This window comes from Actinopolymorpha sp. NPDC004070, from assembly GCF_040610475.1.
In the GTDB taxonomy this organism is placed as follows: domain Bacteria; phylum Actinomycetota; class Actinomycetes; order Propionibacteriales; family Actinopolymorphaceae; genus Actinopolymorpha.
Window position 1 is genome coordinate 15,177 of the sequence record NZ_JBEXMJ010000013.1, and the last position, 24,459, is coordinate 39,635.

At 70.2% G+C, this 24,459-nt stretch carries 20 protein-coding genes and 2 tRNA genes; 10 read left to right on the forward strand and 12 right to left on the reverse strand.

Annotated elements, in window-relative coordinates; genetic code table 11:
- The first annotated feature begins 12 nt into the window (after positions 1–12).
- From ABZV93_RS22530 to ABZV93_RS22545, 4 genes are all read left to right on the forward strand, one after another.
- Positions 13–1,533: a GAF domain-containing protein gene (locus ABZV93_RS22530; RefSeq protein ID WP_354939309.1), complete on the forward strand. Its 1,521-nt coding sequence runs from the start codon at positions 13–15 to the stop codon at positions 1,531–1,533.
- A 34-nt stretch (positions 1,534–1,567) separates the two neighbouring features.
- Positions 1,568–3,103 (forward strand): GAF domain-containing protein, encoded by a 1,536-nt coding sequence (locus ABZV93_RS22535; RefSeq protein WP_354939311.1) that lies wholly within the window; start codon positions 1,568–1,570, stop codon positions 3,101–3,103.
- Between the two features lie 120 nt (positions 3,104–3,223).
- Entirely contained in the window at positions 3,224–5,338 is a 2,115-nt protein-coding gene (gene glgX, locus ABZV93_RS22540; protein WP_354939313.1) for a glycogen debranching protein GlgX, read from the forward strand.
- Between the two features lie 146 nt (positions 5,339–5,484).
- Positions 5,485–5,904: an RbsD/FucU family protein gene (locus ABZV93_RS22545; RefSeq protein WP_354939315.1), complete on the forward strand. Its 420-nt coding sequence runs from the start codon at positions 5,485–5,487 to the stop codon at positions 5,902–5,904.
- Between the two features lie 174 nt (positions 5,905–6,078).
- On the opposite strand, the gene ABZV93_RS22550 is transcribed toward ABZV93_RS22545, so the two are convergent.
- The 5 genes from ABZV93_RS22550 to ABZV93_RS22570 all read right to left on the reverse strand — a co-directional run bounded on the left by ABZV93_RS22550 (position 6,079) and on the right by ABZV93_RS22570 (position 11,215).
- Entirely contained in the window at positions 6,079–6,936 is an 858-nt protein-coding gene (locus tag ABZV93_RS22550; protein ID WP_354939317.1) for a PhzF family phenazine biosynthesis protein, read from the reverse strand.
- Positions 6,937–7,025: 89 nt separating this feature from the next.
- Positions 7,026–8,294, reverse strand: coding sequence for a hypothetical protein (locus ABZV93_RS22555; protein ID WP_354939653.1), 1,269 nt, complete (start codon positions 8,292–8,294; stop codon positions 7,026–7,028).
- Positions 8,215–9,516, reverse strand: coding sequence for an ATP-dependent Clp protease ATP-binding subunit ClpX (gene clpX / locus ABZV93_RS22560; protein WP_092656288.1), 1,302 nt, complete (start codon positions 9,514–9,516; stop codon positions 8,215–8,217). Before clpX ends, ABZV93_RS22555 begins: the two co-directional genes overlap by 80 nt.
- A 366-nt stretch (positions 9,517–9,882) precedes the next feature.
- Positions 9,883–10,572, reverse strand: a complete 690-nt coding sequence (locus ABZV93_RS22565; protein ID WP_354939319.1) for an ATP-dependent Clp protease proteolytic subunit — start codon at positions 10,570–10,572, stop codon at positions 9,883–9,885.
- Positions 10,573–10,600: 28 nt separating this feature from the next.
- On the reverse strand, positions 10,601–11,215 hold the full coding sequence (locus ABZV93_RS22570) for an ATP-dependent Clp protease proteolytic subunit (RefSeq protein WP_354939321.1): 615 nt from the start codon (positions 11,213–11,215) through the stop codon (positions 10,601–10,603).
- Positions 11,216–11,444: 229 nt separating this feature from the next.
- Between ABZV93_RS22570 and ABZV93_RS22575 the strand changes: the two genes are divergently transcribed.
- Entirely contained in the window at positions 11,445–12,194 is a 750-nt protein-coding gene (locus ABZV93_RS22575) for a winged helix-turn-helix domain-containing protein (RefSeq protein WP_354939323.1), read from the forward strand.
- Positions 12,191–13,543 carry an MFS transporter gene (locus tag ABZV93_RS22580; protein ID WP_354939324.1) on the forward strand — a complete coding sequence of 451 codons (1,353 nt, stop codon included), beginning with the start codon at positions 12,191–12,193 and terminating at the stop codon, positions 13,541–13,543. Before ABZV93_RS22575 ends, ABZV93_RS22580 begins: the two co-directional genes overlap by 4 nt.
- Before the next feature lie 117 nt (positions 13,544–13,660).
- On the opposite strand, the gene tig is transcribed toward ABZV93_RS22580, so the two are convergent.
- Positions 13,661–15,130, reverse strand: a complete 1,470-nt coding sequence (gene tig / locus ABZV93_RS22585) for a trigger factor (protein ID WP_354939326.1) — start codon at positions 15,128–15,130, stop codon at positions 13,661–13,663.
- A 180-nt stretch (positions 15,131–15,310) separates the two neighbouring features.
- Positions 15,311–15,384: transfer RNA gene (locus tag ABZV93_RS22590), tRNA-Pro, on the reverse strand.
- Between the two features lie 217 nt (positions 15,385–15,601).
- Here ABZV93_RS22590 and ABZV93_RS22595 point away from each other — a divergent pair.
- Positions 15,602–15,675, forward strand: a tRNA-Gly gene (locus tag ABZV93_RS22595).
- Between the two features lie 190 nt (positions 15,676–15,865).
- On the opposite strand, the gene ABZV93_RS22600 is transcribed toward ABZV93_RS22595, so the two are convergent.
- From ABZV93_RS22600 to ABZV93_RS22610, 3 genes are all read right to left on the reverse strand, one after another.
- Positions 15,866–16,177 carry a replication initiator gene (locus ABZV93_RS22600; RefSeq protein ID WP_354939328.1) on the reverse strand — a complete coding sequence of 104 codons (312 nt, stop codon included), beginning with the start codon at positions 16,175–16,177 and terminating at the stop codon, positions 15,866–15,868.
- Between the two features lie 57 nt (positions 16,178–16,234).
- Positions 16,235–17,020, reverse strand: coding sequence for a class F sortase (locus tag ABZV93_RS22605; RefSeq protein WP_354939330.1), 786 nt, complete (start codon positions 17,018–17,020; stop codon positions 16,235–16,237).
- Between the two features lie 83 nt (positions 17,021–17,103).
- Positions 17,104–17,880 carry a hypothetical protein gene (locus tag ABZV93_RS22610; RefSeq protein WP_354939332.1) on the reverse strand — a complete coding sequence of 259 codons (777 nt, stop codon included), beginning with the start codon at positions 17,878–17,880 and terminating at the stop codon, positions 17,104–17,106.
- Between the two features lie 1,108 nt (positions 17,881–18,988).
- On the opposite strand from ABZV93_RS22610, the gene ABZV93_RS22615 reads away from it, so the two are divergent.
- Complete coding sequence (locus ABZV93_RS22615; protein WP_354939334.1) at positions 18,989–20,908, forward strand: glycoside hydrolase family 76 protein; 1,920 nt, start codon at positions 18,989–18,991, stop codon at positions 20,906–20,908.
- 33 nt (positions 20,909–20,941) lie between these two features.
- Here ABZV93_RS22615 and ABZV93_RS22620 read toward each other — a convergent pair whose 3' ends face one another.
- Positions 20,942–22,330, reverse strand: a complete 1,389-nt coding sequence (locus tag ABZV93_RS22620; RefSeq protein ID WP_354939336.1) for a bifunctional DedA family/phosphatase PAP2 family protein — start codon at positions 22,328–22,330, stop codon at positions 20,942–20,944.
- On the reverse strand, positions 22,327–22,989 hold the full coding sequence (locus ABZV93_RS22625) for a phosphatase PAP2 family protein (RefSeq protein WP_354939338.1): 663 nt from the start codon (positions 22,987–22,989) through the stop codon (positions 22,327–22,329). Before ABZV93_RS22625 ends, ABZV93_RS22620 begins: the two co-directional genes overlap by 4 nt.
- Positions 22,990–23,103: 114 nt before the next feature.
- On the opposite strand from ABZV93_RS22625, the gene ABZV93_RS22630 reads away from it, so the two are divergent.
- Positions 23,104–23,469: a BlaI/MecI/CopY family transcriptional regulator gene (locus tag ABZV93_RS22630; RefSeq protein ID WP_354939340.1), complete on the forward strand. Its 366-nt coding sequence runs from the start codon at positions 23,104–23,106 to the stop codon at positions 23,467–23,469.
- Positions 23,470–23,472: 3 nt separating this feature from the next.
- Complete coding sequence (locus tag ABZV93_RS22635) at positions 23,473–24,411, forward strand: M56 family metallopeptidase (RefSeq protein ID WP_354939342.1); 939 nt, start codon at positions 23,473–23,475, stop codon at positions 24,409–24,411.
- Positions 24,412–24,459 lie beyond the last annotated feature (48 nt).

Sequence of the window (24,459 nt, forward strand, 5' to 3'; positions counted from 1 at the left end):
TACCATCGAAGGGTGGTCGGGAACGGTTCCCCTCCGCGCGAGCGCCTGCGCTCCCTGGTCAGTTCTCTTCTCACCCTCGGCACCGACCTCGAAGGCGAACAGGCGGCCGAGCGGATCCTGCGGTCGGCGAGCGAGCTCGTCCGTGGCCGGTATGCCGTTCTGCGCCGGGCGATCCCTCCGCACGGGGCGATCGAGCTCTTCCTGCACGGTCTGAGCCGGGCCGAGTACGCAGAACGCGCCGATCGCCCGGAATTCACCCGGTTGGTCGAGCAGCTCACGTTGTCTGGCCGGCCCGTCCGCACCCCGACCCTGCTGGGCGTGCCCATGCGCCCGCGTGACCACCACTCCGGCCAGCTCCTCGTCGGGGACCCCGAGACGGGCAGGTTCACCAGCGACGACGAGGACCTGCTGGCGGCCTACGGCGCCGCCGCGGCGATGGTGATGCACCGGGCCGATCTGCGCGAACGCGAACGCCGGCAAGAACGCTGGCTGCACGCGGTCGCCGAGATCACCGACCTGCTGCTCGGCCAGGTCGACCGGGAGAAGGCCCTCGGCACGCTCACGTCCCGGCTGCGCGAGGTGTCCGGCGCGGACTACAGCGCACTGCTCCTGCTGGATCCCGCCGACCCGGAGACCGGCACCCTGCACGCGGTCAGCGGACTGTCGCTGGAGCCGCACACCGGTCGGCGTACTCCGCTGCGCGGCCTCACCGCCCGGGTCGTCCGCACTCGGCGCAGCGTGGTCAGCCCCGAGCTGGACCAGGTGTACGGATACGGGGCGCCGCCTGCGTGGCGGACCGCGCTCGCCGAGATCGGGCTGGGGATGCTGCTCCCGCTTCGTACCGACGGCGAGGTGCTGGGCGTCCTGTTCGCCGGCTGGCGCAAGGGGTCCCCGGTGGCGCACCTGGCCGCCCGGGAGGTGGATCTGGTGGAGATGTTCGCCCACCAGGCGGCGCTGGCGCTGCGACAGGCCCGCGCCCAGACCAGCCGTACCGAACAGAAGGTCCTCGCCGACCGGGAGCGGATCGCGCAGGACCTCGACACCGTTGTCGCCCACCGCCTGACCCGGGTCGCCGCGGACCTGGGCGTCGCGGTCGAGCAGAGCCGGCGTTCGGTGGTACGCGAACGGCTGGCCGCGGCCGCACGGGGGGTGGACGAGACCGTCGCTCGCATCCACGACGTCAGCGGCGACCTGCGTAATCCTGCCGGTCCCGCGGGCGGTGCTTCGCGGTGCTGGCTGCGGTTGCAGGCGGAGGTGGACGAGGCACGGGACCGGTTCGGCGTGGTCCCGGGCCTGGAGGTGCACGGCGCGCTGGACGCCCTGCCCGAGGCCACCCAGTGCGCGCTGGCCGCCCGCGTGCGGCAGGCGCTGGACCGCGCGGCGGAGTACGACTCGCCGAGCCGGGTCGACCTCGTACTCGACGTCGAGGAGGGCCGGCTCCGGCTGATCGTCGCCGGGGCCCGCGAGCCCCAGGCGAGCGGCGAGCAGGTGTCCGGCGACCAGGTGACCGAGTGGGCGGTGCGGCTTGGTTGACCAGTGGTCGCGGAACGCGGGCCGGAGCACCCTGGTGCGCCTGGTCGACGCGATGGTCGACGTCGGTTCGGAGGTCGACGTCGAGAGCGTGGGAACCCGGGTGGCCGCCGCGTCCGCCCGGCTCACCGGCGCCCGGACGGCGATCCTGCGGCTCACCTCCGGGCCGCACGCGGTACGGACGTTCCGGCACGGTGTCGGCGCCGAGGACGCGGCGCGACTGCTCGCCGACTCCGAACTCACCGCCGTCCGCGAGGCGCTCGCCGAGACCGGCGAACCCGTACACCGACCCGGCCTGCTCGCCCTGCCGCTGCCGGCCGACGGCACCGACCACACCGACCACACCGAACACACTGACCACACCTCCACCGCCGAGCTGTACCTCCTGAACCGGCGGGACGCCCCCTTCACCGCCGACGACGAGGCGGCCGTCACCGTCCTCGGCAGCGCGGCCATGACCGCGCTGCACAACGCCGAGCGGTACGAGGCCGAACGCCGCCGCCAGCGGTGGCTGCGCTCCACCGCCGAACTGACGTACCAACTGCTCGGTGAGCTGGACCGGCACCAGGCCCTGGACCTGCTGATCACCCGGCTGCGCGAGGTGTCCGGCGCCGACTTCGGCGCGCTGCTCCTCCTGGATCCGGCCACCCCGGACGCCGTCATCCTCGAGGCCGCGCAGGGTGAGGGGATCGAGGACACGGCCGGCGGCCGGGCACCGCTTCGGGGGCTGACCGCGCAGGTCGTCTCCTCCGGGCAGAGTGTGGTGAGCGACGACCTCCGTACGGTTCCGGGCTACAACCCGCCGCCTGCCTGGCACGCGGCCCTGGAGAAGGTGGGTCCGGGCATGCTGACGCCGCTGGCCGCGGAGGGCCAGGTGCTCGGCGTGCTGTTCACCGGGTGGCAGCGAGATTCCCGGTCCGAACCACTGACCGATGCCGACGTCGCCCCGGTGGAGATGTTCGCCAATCAGGCGGCACTGGCGCTGCTGCACCAACGTGCACAGGAAGAACGCGTCGAGCGGCGGGTACTCGAGGACCGGGACCGGATCGCCGCGGACCTGCACGAGCGGGTGATCCGCCGGTTGTTCGACGTCAGTGCGAAGCTGGACCTGGTCGCCAGCCTCCGTGACCGGCCCGAGGTCGGCAGCCGCGTCGAGCGGGCGATCGGCGACCTGGACGCCGCCACCCGGGAGGTACGCGGCGCGATCTTCGCACTCACCGAACCATCCCCCGGCAGGCAGTCCCTGCACGCCGACCTGCTGGCCGCGATCGACCGTGCCCGCGAACGCCTCGGCGTCGTTCCCCGGCTCGTCGTGCACGGGCCGCTGGAGTCCGTGCCGCCGGCGGTGCGCGCCGATCTCCTCGCGGCCGCGCGGACGGCGTTCGACCGGATCGAGGAGGCGGGACCGCCACGCCAGCTGCAGGTCGAGGTGCGGGCCGCCCACGACGAGGTACGGCTGCGGGTGACCTACTCCCTCGCCGACGAGCCGCCGGGCGGTCTGGCGTACGAGCAGACGGCCGCCGACTGGCGCGCCCCGCTCGGCGAGCGGAACCCCGAGCGGAAACAGCCCTGAGCCGGTGCCGAGCAGCGGAAACCACACCGGTCAGCGCCGGGATGGTCACCGAACGGCATCGAGCGGGGCGGTCTGGATGATCCCTGCCCGCCACGCCGGCGGACCGGCGAGGATGAGCGCGTGAGCACACCATCCCAGACCCAGTGGTGGCCCGACGGTGGCCCTCCGCGCGGGGCGACCTATGACGGATCCGGCGTGACGTTCGCCCTCTGGGCGCCGATGGCCGACCGCGTCGAGGTCTGCCTGTTCGACGACAAGTCCACCGAGCGCCGGGTTCCGCTCACCGAGCAGTTGTTCGGGGTCTGGTCGGGCCGGGTGCCCGGCCTGCACCCGGGCCAGCTGTACGGCTACCGCGTGCACGGGCCGTGGGACCCCTACACCGGTCACCGGTTCAACGGCGCGAAGCTGCTCGTCGACCCCTACGCCCGGGCGATCACCGGTGAGGCCGACGACCACGCGGCGGTGTTCGGCCACGTGGCCGATGCCGACGACACGGTGCGCGACGACCGGGACTCCGCGCCGTACGTCCCGCGTTCGGTCGTGGTGGACCCGACGTTCGACTGGGGTGAGGACCCGCGGCCGTACGTACCGTGGAGCGACACGGTGCTGTACGAACTCCACGTCCGCGGGGCGACGATGCGGCACCCGGAGGTGCCGCCGGAGCTGCGCGGCACCTACGCCGGTCTGGCGCATCCGGCCGTGCTGGGCTACCTGCGCGACCTCGGCGTCACCACGGTCGAACTCCTGCCCGTGCACCACTTCGTCAGCGAGTTCGTGCTGCGCGGGCGGGGGCTTTGCAACTACTGGGGCTACAACACCCTCGGCTTCTTCGCACCGCACGCCGGCTACGCCAGCAGCGGCACCGAGGGCCAGCAGGTCACGGAGTTCAAGCAGATGGTCAAGGCGATGCACGAGGCGGGCCTCGAGGTGGTGCTGGACGTCGTCTACAACCACACCGCGGAGCAGAACGAGTTCGGCCCGACGTACTCCTTCCGCGGTATCCACAACATCGCGTACTACCGCCTGGCCGGCGGCGGACGTCGTTACCGCGACCTCAGCGGCACCGGCAACACCCTCAACCTGCGCCACCCCGACATCGTGCGGCTGGTCCTGGACTCGCTGCGCTACTGGGTGCAGGAGATGCACGTGGACGGTTTCCGGTTCGACCTCGCGCCGATCCTCACCCGCGGGGTCGGCGACGTGGACATGTTCGGGGCGTTCCTCGCCGCGGTCGGGCAGGACCCGGTGCTGTCGCGGGTCAAGCTGATCGCCGAGCCGTGGGACCTCGGCTTCGACGGCTACCAGGTGGGGGGGTTCCCGGCTCCGTGGTCGGAGTGGAACGACCGTTTCCGCGATGCCGTACGCGAGTTCTGGGCAGGTTCGGCCGACGGCGTACGCGACCTCGCCTCCCGGCTGTCAGGGTCCAGCGACCTCTACCGCCGCAGTGGGCGGCGGCCGTTCGCGTCCATCAACTACGTCACCGCGCACGACGGCTTCACCCTGCGCGACCTGGTGACCTACGTCGACAAGCACAACGAGGCCAACGGCGAGGCCAACGACGACGGGCACAACGACAACCGGTCGGTCAACTTCGGGGTGGAGGGCGAGACCGACGACCCGGAGATCGTCAAGCTGCGGTTGCGCCAGGTGCGAGGACTGCTCACCACCCTGCTGCTGGCCACCGGTGTGCCGATGCTGCTCGCCGGCGACGAGAGCGGTCGTACGCAGCACGGCAACAACAACGCGTACTGCCAGGACAACGAGATCTCCTGGCTGGACTGGGCGGAGGACCAGACCTGGCCGCAACTGCGCGACACCGTGCGGGAGCTGCTGCGGATCCGCCGCGAGCATCCGGTGTTCCGCCGGCCGCACTTCTTCCACGGCCGGCTGGACCCGGCCGGCGGACGGCGCGACGTCGGCTGGTTCGCACCGTGGGGTGAGGAGATGGACGACGAGGCCTGGCACGACTCGTCCCTGCACACCCTCGGGATGTTCCTCGCCGGTGAGCACACCGGCCGGACCGCGCCGAGCGGTGAACCCGTACGCGACGACTCGTTCCTGCTCTGGCTGCACGGCGGCGACGCCCCGGTCGACGTCACCCTGCCAGGGCCGCCGTGGGCGATGGCGTACACCGTCGTGCTCGACACCAGCGACTGCCTGGGCACCGACCAGGTGGCCGCCGGGGAACACCTTCGTCTCGCCCCGCACACGGCGGTGGTCCTGCGGGCGGTGTGACCCGGAGTGTGACCCGGAGTGTGACCCGGAGTGTGACCCGCGATGGGCCGACCGCGGACAGCGCGCGGCCACCTGGCCCGTAGCACCGGCTGAGGGCCGATTCCACCCGTTATAGTCCGAGGCCGAAGCCGACGAAGAGGTTGTCCATGCTGCGCTACACCCTGATCCACCCCGAGATCCTGGCCGCGCTGGCGTCGGCCGGGCACGGCTCGCGGGTGCTGATCGCCGACGGGCACTATCCGTTCGCTACCGCGGCGGGCCCGAACGCCACGCACGTCTTCCTCAACCTGTCCCCCGGCAAGCTGTCGGTGACCGACGTGCTGACCGCACTGGTGGACGCGGCGCCGATCGAGGCGGCCGCGGTGATGCAGCCGCCGCCGGACCAGCCGACCCCGGCGATCTTCGCGGAGTTCGAGGACCTGCTGCCCGCCGGCACGCCGGTGGAGCGCCTGGACCGGTTCGACTTCTACGACGCGGCGAAGACCGACGACGTGGCCCTGGTCGTAGCCACCGGCGAGCAGCGGACGTACGCCAACCTGCTGTTGACGCTGGGCGTCGCCGCCTGAGCGTCTCTCCTAGGGTCTGTCCTGCGGATCAGGGCCGAGTAGTGAGCGGGTCATCCGCGCCCGGTCGGCAAGGCGGAGGAGGAGTCGCGTAGCGGTGTTCTACGCGCGACGACGACAACGCGGCCGGGCGGGATGCGGGGGCACGCGAACCGGCCATGGTCCGCAGGACGGACCCTAGCCGGGTAGCCGGATCTCGCCGGCGGCCACCAGCGCGACCTGCCCGGTGACCCTTGTCTCGCGCGCCTGTCCCGCCTGGGCGCGCACCACGCAGTCCAGCCGGGACGGCCGGCCCATCTCCGCGCCCTGGACCACGGTGTAGGTCGTCTCGCCCTCGCCGGGTACCAGGCCGTTGCCCACCAGCCACACCCCGAGCGCCAGCGCCGCCGACCCCGTGGCCGGGTCCTCGGCGATGCCGAGTTCGGGGGCGAACAGCCGGGCGTGCGCCTGCCGCCGGTCGGCGTCCCAGGAGAACAGGTAGACCTTCTTCACACCCTGCGTGCGGGCAGCACCCGAGTCCAGGCTCGCTCGGGCGACCGCCTCGTCGACGACGGGAAGAAACACGTGGTCGACGCCGGCGGCCGCGCCCTGGGCGGGCGGGCCGAGCAGGTCGGCGAAGCTCAGTCCGGCGGCGGCCAGCAGCGGCCCCGGGTCGAGCTTCGCACCGAGCACCGGCTCGCCACCGGTGATGGTGGCCAGGTCTCCGTCGACGTGCACCGGCAGGTTGCCGGCTCCGCACTCCTGTACGACGTCCCCGGAACGGATGCGGCCGAGGCGGGCCAGCGTCGCCGCGGTCCCCACGCTCGGGTGTCCGGCGAACGGAAGCTCCGAGCCCGGGGTGAAGATGCGCACGCGGTAGTCGCCACCGGACTCCGGCGGGAGCACGAACGCGGTCTCGGAGAGGTTGAACTCCTTGGCGAGCGTCTGCATCGCCTCTCCGCTGAGGCCCTCGGCGTCCAGGACGACGGCAAGCGGGTTGCCGGCGTAGGGCCGGTCGGTGAACACGTCGACGATCTCGTACGGTCTGCTGGGCATGGGCCCCATGATCGCAGCCGGGTCTGCCCTGCGACCAACGAGTTAGGACAGACCCTGACTGCTGCGGGGACCCCGGCGCGGCCGGCGGCTCAGCCCGCGGTGAACGGCTCCCAGGTGCGGCCGCCGTCGTCGGTGCGGAACAGCTGGGACGTGTGCAGGTCGGCGTAGCCCGCGACCAGCGTGCCGTGCAGGTCGTCGGTGAACGCGAGGTCGTACACCGGGCCGCGCTCGGGCACCGCCATCGTCGTCTGCCAGCTGCGGCCGCCGTCGAAGCTCGCGTGCACGAAGCTCTCGTCGCCACCGGTCGCGCCGACCGCCGGCGTGCCGTGCGGGGACACCGCGAAGCCGGTGGTGATGCCGGTGGCCGGAGCCGTCCCGACCGTGGTGAACGTGCCGCCCTCGCCGGCCAGGCGGACGTCCTTGTCCATCCGGCCGCGGCCGGGGTTGAAGCTGCACAGCGCATAAACGTCGCCCGCGCCAGACAGCCCGAGGTCGGTACTGGCCTCCTGCCGGCACGGAGCGCTCCGCGACGTCCAGGCGCGGCCGTCGTCGGAGGAGGTCCAGTAGCGGGTGGGCGAGAACACCTGGCCCAGGCTCACCGCGACCGAGGACCCCCGGGCGGCGAGCGACCCGCTGGCGTACACGCCACCGCCGTTGTCGGCGAGGCGTATGCCCGGAACGGCGGCCCAGGCACGCTCCCCGATCGGGGTGCGGAAGACCTCGGTGCGCTTGTCCTGCCCGGACCCGGACGCCAGCACGACGTACGCCGTCCGGTGGGTGGCGGCGATGTCGCCGACGTAGACGGGCGTGCGCGCGCCGGCGAGCTGCTCGGCCCGCCAGGTCCGGCCGCCGTCGTAGGTGGCGTACAGCTCCAGGCCGTTGGTGACCAGGCCGATCGAGCGGCGGTGGGCGAAGTCACCGAAGCGCTGGGCGAACACGACGCGCACCTGGTCGTGGCTGGGTGAGCTGCGGACCGGCGGCGCCGGCACGCGGGTCCAGCGGGCGCCGCCGTCGGTGGTGTGCAGCAGGACCGGGCACTGCCCGCCCGGACCGGGGCCGGAGGGCCAGCACACGGAGTAGCCGAACACCCAGCCGTCACGCGGCGTCGTCCACGACGTCGAGGAAGGGCTGAAGCCGGGCGGGGCGACGCTCCTGCCCGGAGCCTTCGCCGCTGCGGACGCACGAGCGCCGGCACCGGCGAGCGGGACGGTGAAGGCGATCAGGAGGGCGGTGAGGACCAGCGCCGAGAGGGTGCGTGCCCGTGGGCGCCGCGCGCCGTCAGGCCGACTTCTCGCGGCGCTCCCCGCTGCGGGACTTGCGACCTGGCTGCTCGCGCGGGACCAGCGTCGGGTTGACATTGTCGAGTACCACCTCGCGTGTGACGATCACCCGGGCCACGTCGTCTCTGCTGGGTACTTCGTACATCACGTTGAGCAGAACTTCCTCGATGATCGCCCGGGTCGCCCGCGCACCGGTGCCGCGCAGCAGCGCCTGCTCGGCGATCGCCTCCACGGCGTCCTCGCTGAACTCCAGCTCGACCCCGTCGATCTCGAAGAGCTTTTGGTACTGCTTGATGAGCGCGTTGCGGGGCTCGCTGAGGATGCGCATCAGTGCCGGGCGGTCCAGCGGCTGGACGGTCGCGATGACCGGGAGCCGGCCGACGAACTCCGGGATCAGCCCGAACTTCAGCAGGTCCTCGGGCATCACGTCGGCGAACGTGTGCTCCTTCTCCCGGTCCTCCCGGGTGCGCACGTTGGCGCCGAAGCCGACGCCCTTCTTGCCGACGCGCTGCTCGATGATGCGCTCCAGCCCGGCGAATGCGCCACCGACGATGAAGAGCACGTTGGTGGTGTCGATCTGGATGAACTCCTGGTGGGGGTGCTTGCGGCCACCCTGCGGCGGCACGCTCGCCGTGGTGCCCTCCAGGATCTTCAGCAGCGCCTGCTGAACCCCCTCGCCGGAGACGTCACGGGTGATCGACGGGTTTTCGCTCTTGCGAGCGATCTTGTCGACCTCGTCGATGTAGATGATGCCCGTTTCGGCCTTCTTGACGTCGTAGTCGGCGGCCTGGATGAGTTTGAGCAGGATGTTCTCGACGTCCTCGCCGACGTAGCCCGCCTCGGTGAGCGCGGTGGCGTCGGCGATCGCGAACGGCACGTTGAGCATCTTGGCCAGCGTCTGGGCGAGGTAGGTCTTGCCGCAGCCGGTCGGGCCGATCAGCAGAATGTTGGACTTCGCCAACTCGACCGGCTCGTCCTTGGCGTGCCGGCCGCCGGCGGAGAGCCCGGACTGGACGCGTTTGTAGTGGTTGTACACCGCCACCGAGAGCGCCTTCTTGGCCGCGTCCTGGCCGACGACGTACTGGTCGAGGAACTCGAAGATCTCCCGGGGCTTGGGCAGCTCCTGCAGCCCAACCTCGGAGGACTCGCTGAGCTCCTCCTCGATGATCTCGTTGCAGAGGTCGATGCACTCGTCGCAGATGTAGACGCCCGGACCTGCAATGAGCTTCTTGACCTGCTTCTGGCTCTTCCCGCAGAACGAGCACTTGAGCAGGTCGCCGCCGTCACCGATGCGTGCCACTCCGGAACGTCTCCTTAGGTTGCTCCGCCCGATGCTCGGGCGTGTGTCGAACCTGCCTCGGACCCGGGCGGGTCGCCTACCTCGTCGCCGCCCCGGCCTTGTGGGCCCGTCAGCCGCGCACCTGAGAGTACAGAGAACGACGGTACCCCGTTCTCGGCGCGAACGGTCGTGTTCAACCTCGCGATGTGTACGCCCCTGGCGAAATCGGGAACTCCCGACTGTCCCCGGCCATCACCACAGCGTGGCCGACGGCGCTGGTCAGCAGGGGCATACCCGCTCGACGCCAGCCGACCCGCGGCAATCGCGTACCGGCATGTCGCCGGTACGGATCCGCGGGTCGGCACGGGCGTGTTGCGAGACCTGGACCTAGACCTCGATCAGGCTCTTCTTGCGGCTGACCAGGACCTCGTCGATGAGGCCGTACTCCACCGCCTGCTCGGCGCTGAGGTACTTGTCCCGCTCGATGTCGCGGGCCACCTCCTCCAGCGGCCGACCGGTGTTTTCGGAGATCATCTGCTCGAGCATCCCGCGCATGCGCAGGATCTCGTTGGCCTGGATCTCGATGTCGCTGGCCTGCCCGTAGCCGCCCTCGGTGTAGGGCTGGTGGATGACGATCCGGCTGTGCGGGAGCGCGGACCGCTTGCCCGTGGTGCCGGCCGCCAGCAGCACCGCGGCCGCGGACGCGGCCTGCCCGAGGCACACCGTGTGCACGTCGGGGGTGATGTAGCGCATGGTGTCGTAGATCGCGGTCAGCGCCGTGATGGAGCCGCCGGGACTGTTGATGTAGATCTGCACCTCGCGCTCGGGGTCCATCGACTCAAGGCACAGCAACTGAGCCATCACCGCGTTGGCGATGTCGTCGCTGATCGGCGTGCCGAGGAAGATGACGCGCTCCTCGAACAGCTTCGCGTAGGGGTCGATCTGGCGGTAGCCGTAGGGAGTGCGCTCCTCCCAGCGCGGGATGAAGTAGTCCGCGCGCGGCAGCCGCTCGGCCGGAGTGGCGAGCCCTGGGGTCGTCAGGCCCGGCGTGGGGAGGGGCGGTGGGATCGTGGGCATGTGCTTCTTCCTCCAGGTAGCTGCCGGGTCAGGAAACGGGTCCGACGGAGGTGACCTCGCCGGCGTACTTCACCACGTGGTCGATGAAGCCGTACTCACGGGCCTGCTCCGCGGTGAACCACCGGTCGCGGTCGGAGTCGAGCTCGATCTGCTCGAACGTCTGGCCGGTGTGCAGCGCCTGTAGCTCGTTCAGGCTCTTCTTCAGGTGCAGGCTCTGCTGGGCCTGGATCTTGATGTCGGACGCCGTTCCGCCGAGACCGCCGGACAGCTGGTGCATCATGATGCGCGAGTGCGGCAGCGCGTAGCGCTTGCCCTTGGTGCCGGCGGCGAGCAGGAACTGCCCCATGGACGCGGCGAGGCCCATCGCGACGGTCGACACGTCGTTGGAGATGAACTGCATCGTGTCGTAGATCGCCAGACCGGAGTCGACCGAGCCGCCCGGGCTGTTGATGTACAGCCAGATGTCCTTGTTGGGGTCCTCGGCGTTGAGCACGAGCATCTGCGCGCAGATCGCGTTGGCGTTCTGGTCACGGACCTCGGAACCGAGGAAGATGATCCGTTCCTTGAGTAGCCGCTGGTAGATGTGGTCATCGAGGCCGCCCTGGCCGTTCTGGCCCTGCGCCTCCTGCGCGTATTCGTTCACGTCCTCCGCCTACGTCCTCGTGACTCGTGGTGGGTGGCGTACGGGCCCTGTCTCGGTCCGTACGCCTGGGAACCTGCCACCGACCCTAGCCAACGCTCCCCCTGTTACCCCGAGGCAGCCGCCGGTGTTCGCTCACGGCGCAGAGTTGGTGGACGGGGAACAGCCCTGCGCGAACGGCAACCGCAAACAGGTCTTTGCAAAGATTCCTTTGCGGTCTACTGTGTCGGTCATGTCCGAACCTTCCGACTCCTCCCCCGCACCGGAGCCCGCCTCCTCACCTCGGCCGGGACGCGACGAGGACACCGCGGCTGCCGGCGCCCGGGCCGCCTCGATTCCCGACTTCGACCCCGAGCGCGACCGCGCCCTGGACGCCAAGTCCCTGCGCGGCCTCGCCCACCCCGTCCGGGTGCAGATGCTCGGCCTGCTCCGCACCGAGGGCCCGGCCACCGCGACCCGCCTCGCGGCCCGGCTGGGGCTGAACTCCGGCGCGACCAGTTACCACCTGCGCCAGCTCGCCGCGCACGGTTTCGTGGTCGAGGCCACCGACCTCGGCACCGGCCGGGACCGCTGGTGGCGCGCGGCCCAGCGGTCCACCTTCTACGACATGCGGGCCGCGACCGACGACGCGGAGGCCGGCGACACCTACCTACGCAGCGTCGCCCGGATCTACGCAGACACCCTGCTGCGCGCCGTGGACGAACGCCCCACGCTGCCGCCGGAATGGCAGGACGTCAGCACGATGAGCGACTTCGTGCTCCAGCTCACCCCGGCGGAGGCCGACCAGCTGAGCACTCGGATCCTCGAGGTGCTGCGGCCCTACCGCCGGGCCGACCCGGAGGCGCCGGCGCCCGAGGGCACCGCACCGACGACCTTCCAGTTCGGCCTCTTCCCGCTTCCCGGCGCGCTCGGCGGCACCGATCCCGCCTCGGACGCCGATGCCGACGCCGACACCGGCTCCGACCCCACGGAGCAGCCATGAACACTTCCGGCACGCGGGCCACGGCCCGGCCGCGCTCCCGGCGCGGGCTGATCGGCCTGCTCACCTCGCAGGCGATCTCGCTCACCGGCACCCGGATCTCGGCCATCGCGCTGCCGTGGTTCGTGCTGGTCTCCACCGGCAGCGCCACCAGGACCGGCATGGTGGCGTTCTGCGAGATGGCTCCGTACGTCGTGGTCAAGGCGCTGACCGGACCGCTCGTGGACCGGCTCGGACCGCGCCGGGTCAACGTCACCGGCGACCTCGCCAGTGCGGCCGTAGTGGGAGCGATCCCGCTGCTGCACACGCTCGGGCTGCTGCACTTCGGGGTACTGCTGGCGCTGGTCGCCCTCCTCGGCGCGCTGCGCGGACCGGCCGACTCGGCCAAGGAGGTGCTGATCCCCGACATCGTGGCCGACGCGCAGGTGCCCACCGAACGCGTCACCGGCCTCACCGGGACGATCGAGCGCCTCGCCTCCACCATCGGCCCCGCGGTGGCCGGCGCGATCGTCGGGCTGATCGGCCCGCTGAGCGCGCTGGTGCTCGACTCGGTGTCGTTCGCGCTGTCCGCGGTGATCATCGCGACGACCGCACCCCGCCGACACGTCACCGAGGAGGGACACGAGGAGGAGTCGGTCGACGGCTACGTCCACCAGTTGCGCGAGGGGTTCGACTACCTGCGCAGGGAACGCCTGCTCCGCTCGATCATCGGCATGGTCGCGGTGACGAACCTGCTGGACGCGGCGATGTTCGCGGTCCTGGTGCCGGTCTGGGCGCGCGACTCCGGCCGCGGTCCGGCGGCGGTCGGTCTGGTCGCCGCGGTGATGAGTGCCTTCGCGGTCGGCGGCAGCCTGCTCGCCGCGACGTTCGCGCACCGGCTGCCCCGGCGGACGGTCTATCTGCTGGGCTACTTCATCGCCGGCGCGCCGAGGTTCGTCGCCCTGGCGCTGGGCGCGCCGATCTGGCTGGTGCTGGGCGTGCACGCGGTGGCGGGGTTCGGGTCCGGGTTCCTCAACCCGATCATCGGCGCCGTGGTCCTCGAACGCATCCCGCGACGGCTGCTCGGCCGGGTCAACGCGCTGGCCGACGCGGTGTGCTGGGCCGGCATCCCGTTCGGCGGAGTGCTCGGTGGCGCGCTCATCGGGCTGGTCGGGCTGTCACCGGTGATGCTGGTGTTCGGCGGGATCTACTTCCTCGCCACGACCCTGCCGGGGCTCCGGCCGGAGTGGCACGAGCTGGACCGGGACCGATCAGCGGCCACCACTGGGCAGGCCGAGGCCGACCGGTCCCCGGCCGCCGTCGGTCCGGGCCCCGCCGCGGAGGTCGGCACGGAGTCCGGACGGATCACCTGACCGCCTCCGAGCCGGGTCCGTACGCCCCTGAACGACGTCGTACGGTCCGGAAACGACTGTCGCCCCGGTGCCGGCCAACAGGCCGGCGTCCGGGGCGACAGTGACGTACTCGGGACCTCAGGACTCCGACTTCTCGCCCTCGCCCTGCTCGCCCTCGCCCTGCTCGCCCTCGCCCTTCTCGCCCTCGGCCTGGGTAGCCTCGGCGGACTCCTCGGCCGGAGCGGACTCCGCGCCCTCGGCCTCCTCGGCCCCTTCCTCGGCGTACGTGCCGTCCGCCTGCAGGCGGCTCAGCTCGACCGGGTTGCCGGACGCGTCGGTCACCACGGCCTGCTCGACCAGGAAGCCGAGCGCCTTGCCGCGGCGCACCTCGCGCACCAGCGTGGGGACGTAGTTGTTCTGGACGACCTGCTGGATGTACTCGTCCGGGCTCACGCCGGCCTGCTGCGCCCGCTGGAGCAGCGCCTGCGTCAGCTCGGGCTCGCTGACGTTGAGCTCCTCGGTGTCGGCCACCTTGTCGAGGACGAACTGCGTCATCAGCGCCTCGCGGGAGCGGCGGTCGAGGTCGGCGACGAACTCCTCCTCGGTCTGGCCCTCGCTCTGGAGGTACTGCGCCTCGGTCGCGCCCATGTGCTGCAGTTGATGACCGATCGCCTCGCGCCGCGCCTGGACCTCGTCGGTGACCGCGCCCTCGGGGACGGGCACCTCCACCTGGTCGAGGAGCTTCTCCAGCACGTTGTCGCGGGCCTCCTGGGCCTGCTGGAGCCGCTTCTGCCGGATCAGCCGGTCCCGCACGTCGGCGCGCAGCTCGTCCAGGGTGTCGAACTCGCTGGCCATCTGGGCGAACTCGTCGTCCAGCTCGGGGAGCTCCTGGACCTTCACGCTGTCGACCACCACGGTGACGTCGACGTCCTGGCCGGCGTACTCACCGGAGGCGAGCTGGCTGACGAACGTCTCCGACTCACCGGCCGACTTGCCGGTGACGGCCTCGTCGAGCCCCTCCAGCATCGAGCCGCTGCCGATCTTGTAGCTGAGCCCGGTCGCCTGGGCGTCCTCGATCGGCTGGCCGTCCTTGCTCGCGGCCAGGTCGATGGTGAGGAAGTCGCCGTCCTCGGCGGCCCGCTCGACGGTGCTCAGCGAACCGAACCGCTCCCGCAGGGAGGTCAGCTGGTCCTCGACCTCCTCGTCGGTCACCTCGGCGTCGGCCACGCTGACCTCGAGACCCTTGTACTCGGGCAGGGTCACGTCGGGGCGTACGTCGACCTCGGCGGTGAAGGTCAGGTCGGCGCCGTCGGCGAAGTTGGTGACGTCCACCTCGGGCTGGCCGAGCGGCTCGACGTCGTTCTCCTGCAGGGCGCTCACGTAGAGCTGCGGGAGGGCGTCGTTGACGGCCTGCTCCAGCACGAACTCCCGGCCGACCCGCTGGTCAATGATCTGCGGAGGGATCCTGCCCTTGCGGAAGCCGGGGATCGTCACCTGCTTCGCGATCTCACGGTAGGCGGTGTCGAGGTTTGTCCTGAGCTCCTCGAAGGGCACCTCGACGGTCAGCCGAACCCGGGTGGGGCTCAAGGTCTCGACGGCGCTCTTCACGATCGTGAATCTCCTCCGGATGCGGCGTGGATCGCCCGAATGCGCCAACCGGCGCTCGCAGGCTCGGGACCTCGGGACGGCCGATGGCGGACGTACCCGACGCGCGTGGCAGTGTACGCCAACGGCCGGCGTGCCCGGCCGCCGCGGTGAGCGCGACGGGGGCACGCCGTACGTCGTACGTCGGGGAGGGGGGATTTGAACCCCCGGCCTTCGGCACCCAAAGCCGACGCGCTGCCAAGCTGCGCCACTCCCCGCCGACATGTCCCGTAGTCGCGCCCGCCCCGGCCACACAGTCGTGCACCGGGCCTGGCTCGGACGGAACGTGAGACATCTTCCACCCACCCCGAGCGCACCGGAGTGGACTGGCACTACGCTTACTGCGCGGTGCCGCCCGGAGTTTAGTCCACGGACCACGACGGGTGAGTCACCGAGCCGGTCTGTGCGGGGTCGTGGGAACATGGGCCGGCACACGCGGGTGTAGCTCAATGGCAGAGCTCCAGCCTTCCAAGCTGGTCATGCGGGTTCGATTCCCGTCACCCGCTCCACCGCACCACCCGAGGTCAGAACGGGTGCCCCCACACGGGCACACCCCTCCCCAGGATCGAAGGCACGTCGTGCCATTAGCGTTCCATCAGCGGGCCTCGCGCGGCTCGTGCACCTCGTCTACGTCTTCGGACTCCTCGATCGGGGCGCGCACCTGGACCAGGGCGCTCAGCCGGTCCGCGATCTCCCCGGTCACGCTCGCTGGTCGCGTGTTGGTAGGTCATCGCCGCGCGAACACTGCCGTCCCCATCCGAAGCCAGGCGTGAGGGTGACGACCATGGACGGTCGCCAGGTCTTGCCGTCCCGCCCGGTGAACGTACGCCCACACTGCTGGATTCGCAGCTTGCGTGCCTTGTCGGCGCAGGTGGGGCACCTGGAGGCGAGGGTGGACCCGCAGGGGATGGCGACGCGGGTGGATTCACCGGTGGAGGTGTCAAGGCGCCCCTGACGCGGCGCCGCCCGGCCGCCCTGCGGGCGGCGCAGGGGCGCCGTCCTCGGGCTCACCGGGCGGCACGACGGTCAGCGAGCCGTGGCTGAGGTGGTCGCCGGACCGTCAGGCTTTCATCGCGGCGGCGTGTCGAGATGCATTGGCTTCCTGCGCTCCGCGCTGGTCGCATAGTGCCACGAGACCATATGAGCGTAGACAATGACATTGCCTGACCAGCCGGTTTTCTTGCTGTACGTGCCGCCGCAGGTTATGAGCCGGAGTTCGGAACGCCTACTTTTCCCGTAGATCTGGCCGGCGGGAAAGTTCGCCTTCGACTGAAGCGATGCGCCGTCGACGACGTACTCCACGACTACTCCGTCGGCGCGCCTCACGGTTAACTTCTGACCTCGCTTCAACGCGCCGAGGCGGTAGAAGACAGCGGTGTACTGGCTGCTGAACCTGGAGTCCAGATGGCCCACTATGACGGTACGGCCGGGTTCACCAGGGGCGGCGCTGTACTTGTACCACGCGGCGAGATAGGGCTTGTTCTCGGGCGGGATGCCGATGGTGCCGTCGGGGGCGTTACCTACCCCGATGAGGGGGGCGGCGACATCGATGGCGCCGATGTCGACTCGGACGGGCCGCGCGTTGGTCGTCGGCAGCTGCGTCGAACTGGGACCAGGCGTTGGTGACGCGCTCCTGTTACGGCTGGACCCGCCCGTGGTGTTCGTCGGTTTCGGTTGGGACGTCTTCGCAGCCTGCTTCGGTGGGGGCGTTGACGCGGCTGGTTCCGGTGGTGGCGTCGACGCAGCTGGTTCCGGTGGAGGCGTCGTCGCTACCGGCATCGGTGGTGGCGCCGCCTGGCCGAGTTGGTCAGAAGCGATCAGCCCGACGCCGCTCACCGCCATGAGCACGAGCATCAGGGTTACGGCGGCCCTCCGCGCCGCAGGTCGCGGGCGGAGGGCCAACCACAGAAGGTGTTTCACAGCATCCAGGCCTATGGTCAGGCCGCAGTGCTCTCACTGTGGGGGCGCCGGCGCCGCAGCACCAGGGCTCCACCAGTGATTGCCAGTCCCAGCAAGGCGCCGCCGGCGGCGGTCGCGGTGCCAGGACCAGTGCTCATGCTCGCGCCGTCGCCGGTGTTCGGCCCAGCGGGGGCGCCGACTGCTGGCGGGGTGGCGGAGTCACTGTTTCCAGGCGCTGACGCACGCCCAGCCTCAGGCGCGGGCCCGGAGGCGGTGTCTTCCGGTAGCGGCGTGAGTTCCTCGAAGTCCGCGCAGCGTTCGTTCGGGTCGAACGGGTCGTTGGCGTTGTCCGGGTTGACGGTGCAGTCCGTCTGCCAGACCTGCTGCTCGGTGTCGTTCTGCGTCACGATCGTGATCGCGACCTCGTTGCCGTGTGCGGTGATGGTCGCGCAGACGATCCCCTCCGGGATGGCATTCGCTCCCTCAGTCTCGGTGAACAGCACCCAGGGGTCGACACTCCCGCCGCCGCGGTTCTCCTTCCAGACCCACAGATCGTTGTCGGTTCCCGGCACGTAGACCAGGAACTTTTCGTTGTTCTGCTGGCTGGAGTCGATACATCCGTTGAACTTGTTCTTCGGCTTCTTCCACATCGGCAGCGCGGCCGCCTTCGGTGCTGCCGCGCCAACCGCCGCTGTGTTCTTGGTCGGCGATGCGGGTGCGGCGCTGGCCGAGCCCGGCATCGAGAGCAGGGCAAGCCCGCACGCCACCGTCAGACCAACGATGCGCAGTGGCTTACCAAAGGTAGATTTGCCCATCTGATTTCCCCCGTTCGTATCAGATGGTGTAACCAGTGCTATCTGCGTTCATCACAAGTCAGGTGATGTATCAGCCTGGTTCGCCATCAGATGGTTGCTTGAGACTGGTACCCGGGTCGTTGCGAAGACCAAACCGAGTTGATTCAGGCCGGAAATCTGCGTTTTCTTCTTTGCCTTTGTGACAGGCAATAGCCCGATCCGGACATACCTGCTTGAGGCGAGTACAGGAAGTGCAGCCACCCCAAAAAACTGTCATTCACCAATATCGCCATTCCTGGGAGCAATCCGGTTCCAATCCCACCCAATGGCAACGATGTTGCTCCGGTGGTGCATCCGCGCCAAGGAATGTCAACCGCGGGAGGCGAGCGGCCGGCCATTGCCTCGTCACTTCCCGCGCACGGTGTGAGGTGCCGGACCCGACCCGGCGGCACCCCAACGTCACCCCAATGGCTTGCAACGCATGGCGACGGGAGCCACGAGCAGGGCCTCCCGCCAGCGTTCCAAGCTGGTCAGGCGGGTTCGATTCCCCGTCACCCGCTCCACGCACTACCCGGGGTCAGCTGAGGTGTGACCTCCACCGAGCAGCACCCCTTCCCCGCCACGTTCGCCGCGGCCGGCACGGGTCACTTCTCCAAGCGCCCTAGTCCGCTACGGCCAGGTCGCCAGCCGCCGGGGTCATGGAGTGTGCCGGCCTCACTTCGCGACGCGAAGTTGCCAATGGCGTGGTCTCGCAGCCCGCTGTCGCCGAAGGTCCGCGAGGACTTCCGTGACCAGGTGTTCGCGCCGAACCCGCTCGGCTTGCACGCCGTGACAGGACACTCGGCCGACGACCTCAGGCGCCTTGACGACCACCTCGCGAGAGGCGCCCATCTGCAGGTGCGCGCCACTCTGCCGGCCGTACTGCGCCCACACGTCCTCGAGCCAAGCCCCGCCGATTCATCCAGGGCGTCGGTGTCCAGTTCTGGTCCGGTCCACTCGTGTCCGAGTTCTGCAGGTGTCTTACCTACCTTCGGTCCGGGCCGTAGGTTTGTCCCGCCTCAGCGCGCGTCCCGCGTCCAGGGCGTCGTCGTTCATGAGCGGCACACACCTCGAGAAGGCAGGTCGAGTCTTGTCCACTGCGCTGCTTCGTCGCCGGGGCCGAACTGTCCTCGTCGGAATCGTCGCCGTTCTCGTCGGCCTGCTGCCCGCCGCTGTCGCCTCCGCTGACACGGCCACCGTGACGACCGCCGACGGTCCAACCACCGTGGCGCGGGCACGGGTGGCGGCCGACGTGCTGATGTCCTCCTACGACCCGGAGAAGGCGTGGTTCCCCTCCAGTTGGTGGAACTCCGCCGTCGCCCTGCAGACCATCGGCGACTACATGCAGCGGACGGGTGACCGGCGCTACCTGCCGCAGTTGGACAACACGTTCCAGAAGGACCAGGGGAAGTTCCCGGCCGGTGAGTTGTCCGGCGACGAGCTGTGGGGCAACTTCACCAGCCGCGCCATCGACGACTCCGAATGGTGGGGCCTGACCTGGATCCAGGCGTACGACGTCACCGGCGACGCCAGGTACCTCCGGATGGCGGTCAAGATCGCCGAGTTCACCAACGGGTACTGGGACAACACCTGTGGTGGCGGCGTCTGGTGGAACGCGGAGAGAACGTACAAGAACGCGGTGACCAACGGCCTGTACGTCCGGCTGACCGCCGAACTGCACAACCGCATGCCCGGCGACAGGAGGTGGCTGGCCCGGTCGCAGGCCGCGTGGGACTGGTTCACCGGCAGCGGCATGATCAACTCGTCGGGTCTGGTCAATGACGGACTGAACGACGACTGCCAGAGCAACGGGCAGACCGTGTGGAGCTACAACCAGGGGCTGGCCATCGGCGGGGCGCTGGAGCTGTGGCGGGCGACCCGTGACCCGAAGTTGCTGAGTACGGCGCGCCGGCTCGCCGACGCGGCGATCGACGGGGGTCTCACCACCGACGGCGTACTGACCGAGGCCTGCGACTCCCTCGACCGGACCTGTGACGACAACGCCAAGCAGTTCAAGGGAATCTTCCTTCGCTACCTCATGGACCTGGCCGACACCACCCAGGCCGACAAGTACAAGGCGTTCGTGACCAGGCAGGCCGACACCATCTGGGCGCGAGACCACGACGCGGCCGATCGACTCGGCACACGCTGGGCCGGTGGCACCGGCACCGAGCACCCCAACGTGTTCGACTGGCGTACGCAGGCCAGCGCGCTGAGCGCCCTGATCGCCGCGGTGCCTGTGCCGGCACCGACGCGTTCGCTGGCCGCGACCACCTCGCCGGCCCAGCCGGTCGTGATGCCGGCCGGCAATGGTTCCACGAAGATCACTGTCAACGTCGGATTGTCGGCCACCGGGCCGGCCTCGCAGCCGGCGACTGCCAAGGTGACGGTCAGCGCGCCGGACGGCTGGACCGTCTCGCCGACCACCGGGACGGTCGTCCTCAGCCCGCACGGCAACGCGCACCCGGTCTACGGCACCTTCCCGGTGGAGGTCACGATCCCGGCGAACGCCGAGGACGGCCACCACGACGTGTCCGCGACGGTCACCGCCGACTCGGGGCTGTCCTTCAGTACGCGGTCGGAGGTGACGGTCGCGCACGAGATCGACTTCGACACCGGCACAGCCGCCGAGATGCCGTGGCTTTGGGACGCGGACGGCTCACAGAGCAACGGCGTCCAGAACCGCTTCGCCGACGGCAACCACTACTTCGTCTACAGGTTCCCGTTCCCGGCCGACACCGTGACGGCCCACGCCACCGTCACCATCGACAACGAGTACGTCGTCGAGGCCAGCTCCGACGCCGAGCACTGGACCACCGTCTCGAAGGAGACGGAGCGCATCACGGACGGCTCCAACAAGGCCGACCAGGTCATCGACCTGACCGCGCACCTCGGTCCGGACAAGGCGACCTACCTGCGGATCTCGGACTCCTTCCCCGAGGACGGCTGGGGAGGCCGCGTCTACCACGTCACCGCCACCACCACCACCGACGCGACCGACGCTGGCTAGGAGTTCCGGCGGGACAGCAACCGTCGCGTGCGGTCAGGCGGGTTGGAGTTGCGCGTCGTTCCGCTCCACTTCGCGCCGGGCGAGCATGGACAGGCGCACGATGCCGTACAGGCTCAGCAGTCCGACCCCGAGCGCGACCGAGGCAAGTACGTCGGTGGGCCAGTGCACGCCGAGGTAGACCCTGCTCACGGACACCAGCAACATCACCGATGCGGCGACCGAAGCCAGCAGTACGCGGGTCCGGACGGTGACCCCGCTCATGGCCAGGATGGCGACGATGCCCCACCCCACGGTCGCCTGAATCGTGTGGCCGGACGGATAGGACAAGCCGCCCGCGCCGGCCAGCCAGTCGGTGGCCGGCGGCCGGGCTCGGTGCACCCACTCCCGTACGACGGCATGGACCAGCAGCGCGGCCCCGTACGTCACCACGATCGTGACGGCCGGACTCCACGATCGGTGCCGACGGACCAACACGACGGCCGCGATCGTCAAGCCAGGCAGCAGAAACGTGTTCGAGCCCAGCCAGGTCGCGATCCGCAGCACGTCGTTCAGCCAGGCCTCGCGGTGATGCAGAACCCAGGCGTGGATGGTGGGGTCGACGGTCGCGAGTTCCTCGTGGGCGAGCACGTCCTGGGTCACACCGAGGAACACCCACGTCGATCCCACCGCCACTACCGTCGCGACGGTCATCGACAAGCCCGTCGGCACCGCGTGGTCGAGCCGGGCACCGACCCAGGCGACCGGACCCGGGAACCGCTCGCCCGCCCATGTGGCAGCCCGGCTCTCACGGATCCGCTGCCCCTGTCGCCGCCACCAGTCGCCGCGCGTCCGGCGGACCAGATACCCGGCCGCCGCCAGCAGGACGACCACGACCAGGACGCCCAGCCCGATGCGCGAGGCGAGGTGTTCGACGTGACGCCAACTGCTGCCGCCGACATAACCCAGCAGCACACACATGCCGCCCCAGGCGACGCCACCGGCGATGTTGAAGGCGGCGAACTTCGGATAGTGCATGCGCGCCATGCCCGACAGGCCGGGGATCATCACCCGCAACGCGGCGGTGAAGCGCCCGAGGAACACCGCCTTCCCGCCGCGCGCGGCCAGGTAGCGCTCCGCCCGATCGAAGTGTTTGTGGTTGACCAGCCGGCCCAACGTGCCTTCGAGCAGGCTCCGGCCGTACCTGCGCCCGATCAGGTAACCGACGGAATCGCCGACCACCGCACCACCGATCCCGGCGAGCAGGACCGCGGCCAGGCTCACCCGGTTCTCGAACGCCAGCACACCGCCGAGGATCAGCGCGATCTCACCGGGGAAGACGAAGCCCACGAACGCCGACGACTCCAGCGCGGGAAGCGCGAAAACGACCACCAGCGCCACCCACCCGGGCAGCGTCAGGATGTACGACGCAACCGTGCTGATCACGTGGCCACGCGGTCCCCGGTCCGACGGATCGTTTCGGACGGAGGTACGGCGGTCAGCAGTGGGCGCACCGGCGTACGAACCAGTGCGGCCACCAGCCACACCAGTGCACGGCGAAGGAGGGCGAAGCCGATCAGGGAAACCGCCGCTCCCACCACCAGCCCGGCCAGTACGTCACCGGGAAAGTGTGCGCCGACATACACCCGCGCAAACGCCATCACCACGGCCGCGAGAAGACCGACCAGGCCGAGACGGCGGCCCACCAGGAACAGGCCGGCCGTCACCGCTCCCGCCATCGTCGCGTGGTCACTGGGGAACGAGTAGTCGGCGCTACGGGTCACCAGGACCAGCACATGCGGCAGTGCGGTGTAGGGACGCGCTTCGTGGACGCCGTGCACGATCGGCTGGTTCACCCCGACGGCGACCAGGGTGCCCACCGGCGCCCACAGCGCGGCCGCCACCTTGGCCAGGTCACCGGTCCCGCGGGCGGTCCACCACCCCCACAGCAACAGGAGCGCGAACACGACCACACCGAACTTCGCGTACGCGGTGATCGGCGCGTGCAGCCACCCCGTCGCCCGCGAGAAGGCGTTGACGGCCCGGAACCACGCCGGATCGCCCGGCAGTTGCCCGGCGCCGGAGGCAAGCATCACTGCACCCATCAGACGGCGTTCTCCTACCGGTAGCGCGGCCGCGGCCGCACGATCATCTGGCGTCACCTACAGTCTTTGTAGGTGCAGGGTACTACTACACATTTTGTAGGTGCAGGAGGACGCGTGACGCTGGCTCGACGCGGGCACGGTGATCTTGAACAGGAGATCCTCGCCGCCCTCGCCTCGTCCGACGGCCCGATGACCGCGGGCCAGGTCCGCGAGCGCCTCGGCGAGGCGTTGGCGTACAACACGATCACGACCGTGCTCAGCCGGCTCCACCGCAAGGGACGGGTCACCCGCACTCCCGTCGGACGCGGATTCGGCTACCAGGTGGTGCGCGACCCCGCCCAGGTGACGGCGTTCCAGATGAGACGCCTGCTGGACGCGGACACCGACCGCGGTGCGGTTCTCACCCGGTTCGTCGGCAGTCTTTCCCCGGAGGACGAGGAACTACTGACGCAACTGCTCCGATCGACCGACCAGGAGTGATCCGTGATCGCTTCGGTTCTTGTCGTCCTGGTCTGTGCGGGAATGTACGGCTGGTCCGCGCCGGTGCTGGCCCGCAGCCTGTCCCCCGCCATGGCGACCAGGCTGCTGGTCCCCGCCGGCATGGCGGTCAGCACGGCGGTGTGGTTCGTGCTGGCGGTCACGGCGTTCACCTGGATCGGCCAGGACGCGGAGATCGCCGAGCTCGGCCCGTGGTCGCCCCAGCGAGTACGAGCACTGGCACCGATCGCGCCCGGGATCGCCGAGATCGCCCTCGGCATTCTTGCCGTGGTGTGCGTACGGACGGTTCTGCGGCTGGTCGCGCGGACCCGCGCGTTGCTGCGGATCCATCGCCTCTGCGGGGGGCTCGGGCGACCCGGCGCGGTGGTGGTGGTCGACAGCGACGTGCCCGACGCGTTCACCACGCCGGAGGCCACCGGGCGGATCATCGTCACCAGCGGCATGCTGGCAACGCTGACCGACGACGAGCGAGCGGCCCTCGTCGCACACGAACGGTCCCACCTCCGGCACCGGCACAGTTGGTGGATCCTCGCCGCGGAGGTCGCCGCCGCGGCGAATCCGTTCCTCTCTCGTACGTCCCAGGCCGTACGCCATGCGGTGGAGCGCTGGGCCGACGAGGACGCCGCTGTGGACGTGGCGGACCGGCGCCTCGTCGCACGGGCGCTGGCCCGGGCCGCCCTCACCCGTCAGGCACACACCCGGGCACTCTCCGCGCCGTCCGACAGCGCCGCGACCGCGGCGGTCGGAGGTGACGTACCCACCAGGGTTCAGGCGCTCATGGACCCGCCCACCCGGCACGTGCGTGCCGGTGTCGCCGCTCTCGTCGCGTTACTGGTCGTGGTGACCACGGCAGGAGCCGTCGTCGAACGCCAGGGTGAGCACCTGTTCGAGGAAGCCACCACCACGTCGGCACCGCACCACTGACGTACGCCGAAATCTTCAGGAAGATCCGGGCAGTCCCTGAGCGAATTC

Coding starts and splice junctions, on each gene's coding strand:
- ABZV93_RS22545 (WP_354939315.1), top strand. CDS start 5,485: ATGCTGCGCTACACCCTGATCCACCCCGAGATCCTGGCCGCGCTGGCG.
- ABZV93_RS22550 (WP_354939317.1), bottom strand. CDS start 6,936: ATGCCCAGCAGACCGTACGAGATCGTCGACGTGTTCACCGACCGGCCC.
- ABZV93_RS22555 (WP_354939653.1), bottom strand. CDS start 8,294: ATGTCAACCCGACGCTGGTCCCGCGCGAGCAGCCAGGTCGCAAGTCCC.
- ABZV93_RS22565 (WP_354939319.1), bottom strand. CDS start 10,572: ATGCCCACGATCCCACCGCCCCTCCCCACGCCGGGCCTGACGACCCCA.
- ABZV93_RS22575 (WP_354939323.1), top strand. CDS start 11,445: ATGTCCGAACCTTCCGACTCCTCCCCCGCACCGGAGCCCGCCTCCTCA.
- ABZV93_RS22580 (WP_354939324.1), top strand. CDS start 12,191: ATGAACACTTCCGGCACGCGGGCCACGGCCCGGCCGCGCTCCCGGCGC.
- ABZV93_RS22605 (WP_354939330.1), bottom strand. CDS start 17,020: ATGCTCGTGCTCATGGCGGTGAGCGGCGTCGGGCTGATCGCTTCTGAC.
- ABZV93_RS22610 (WP_354939332.1), bottom strand. CDS start 17,880: ATGGGCAAATCTACCTTTGGTAAGCCACTGCGCATCGTTGGTCTGACG.
- ABZV93_RS22625 (WP_354939338.1), bottom strand. CDS start 22,989: ATGGGTGCAGTGATGCTTGCCTCCGGCGCCGGGCAACTGCCGGGCGAT.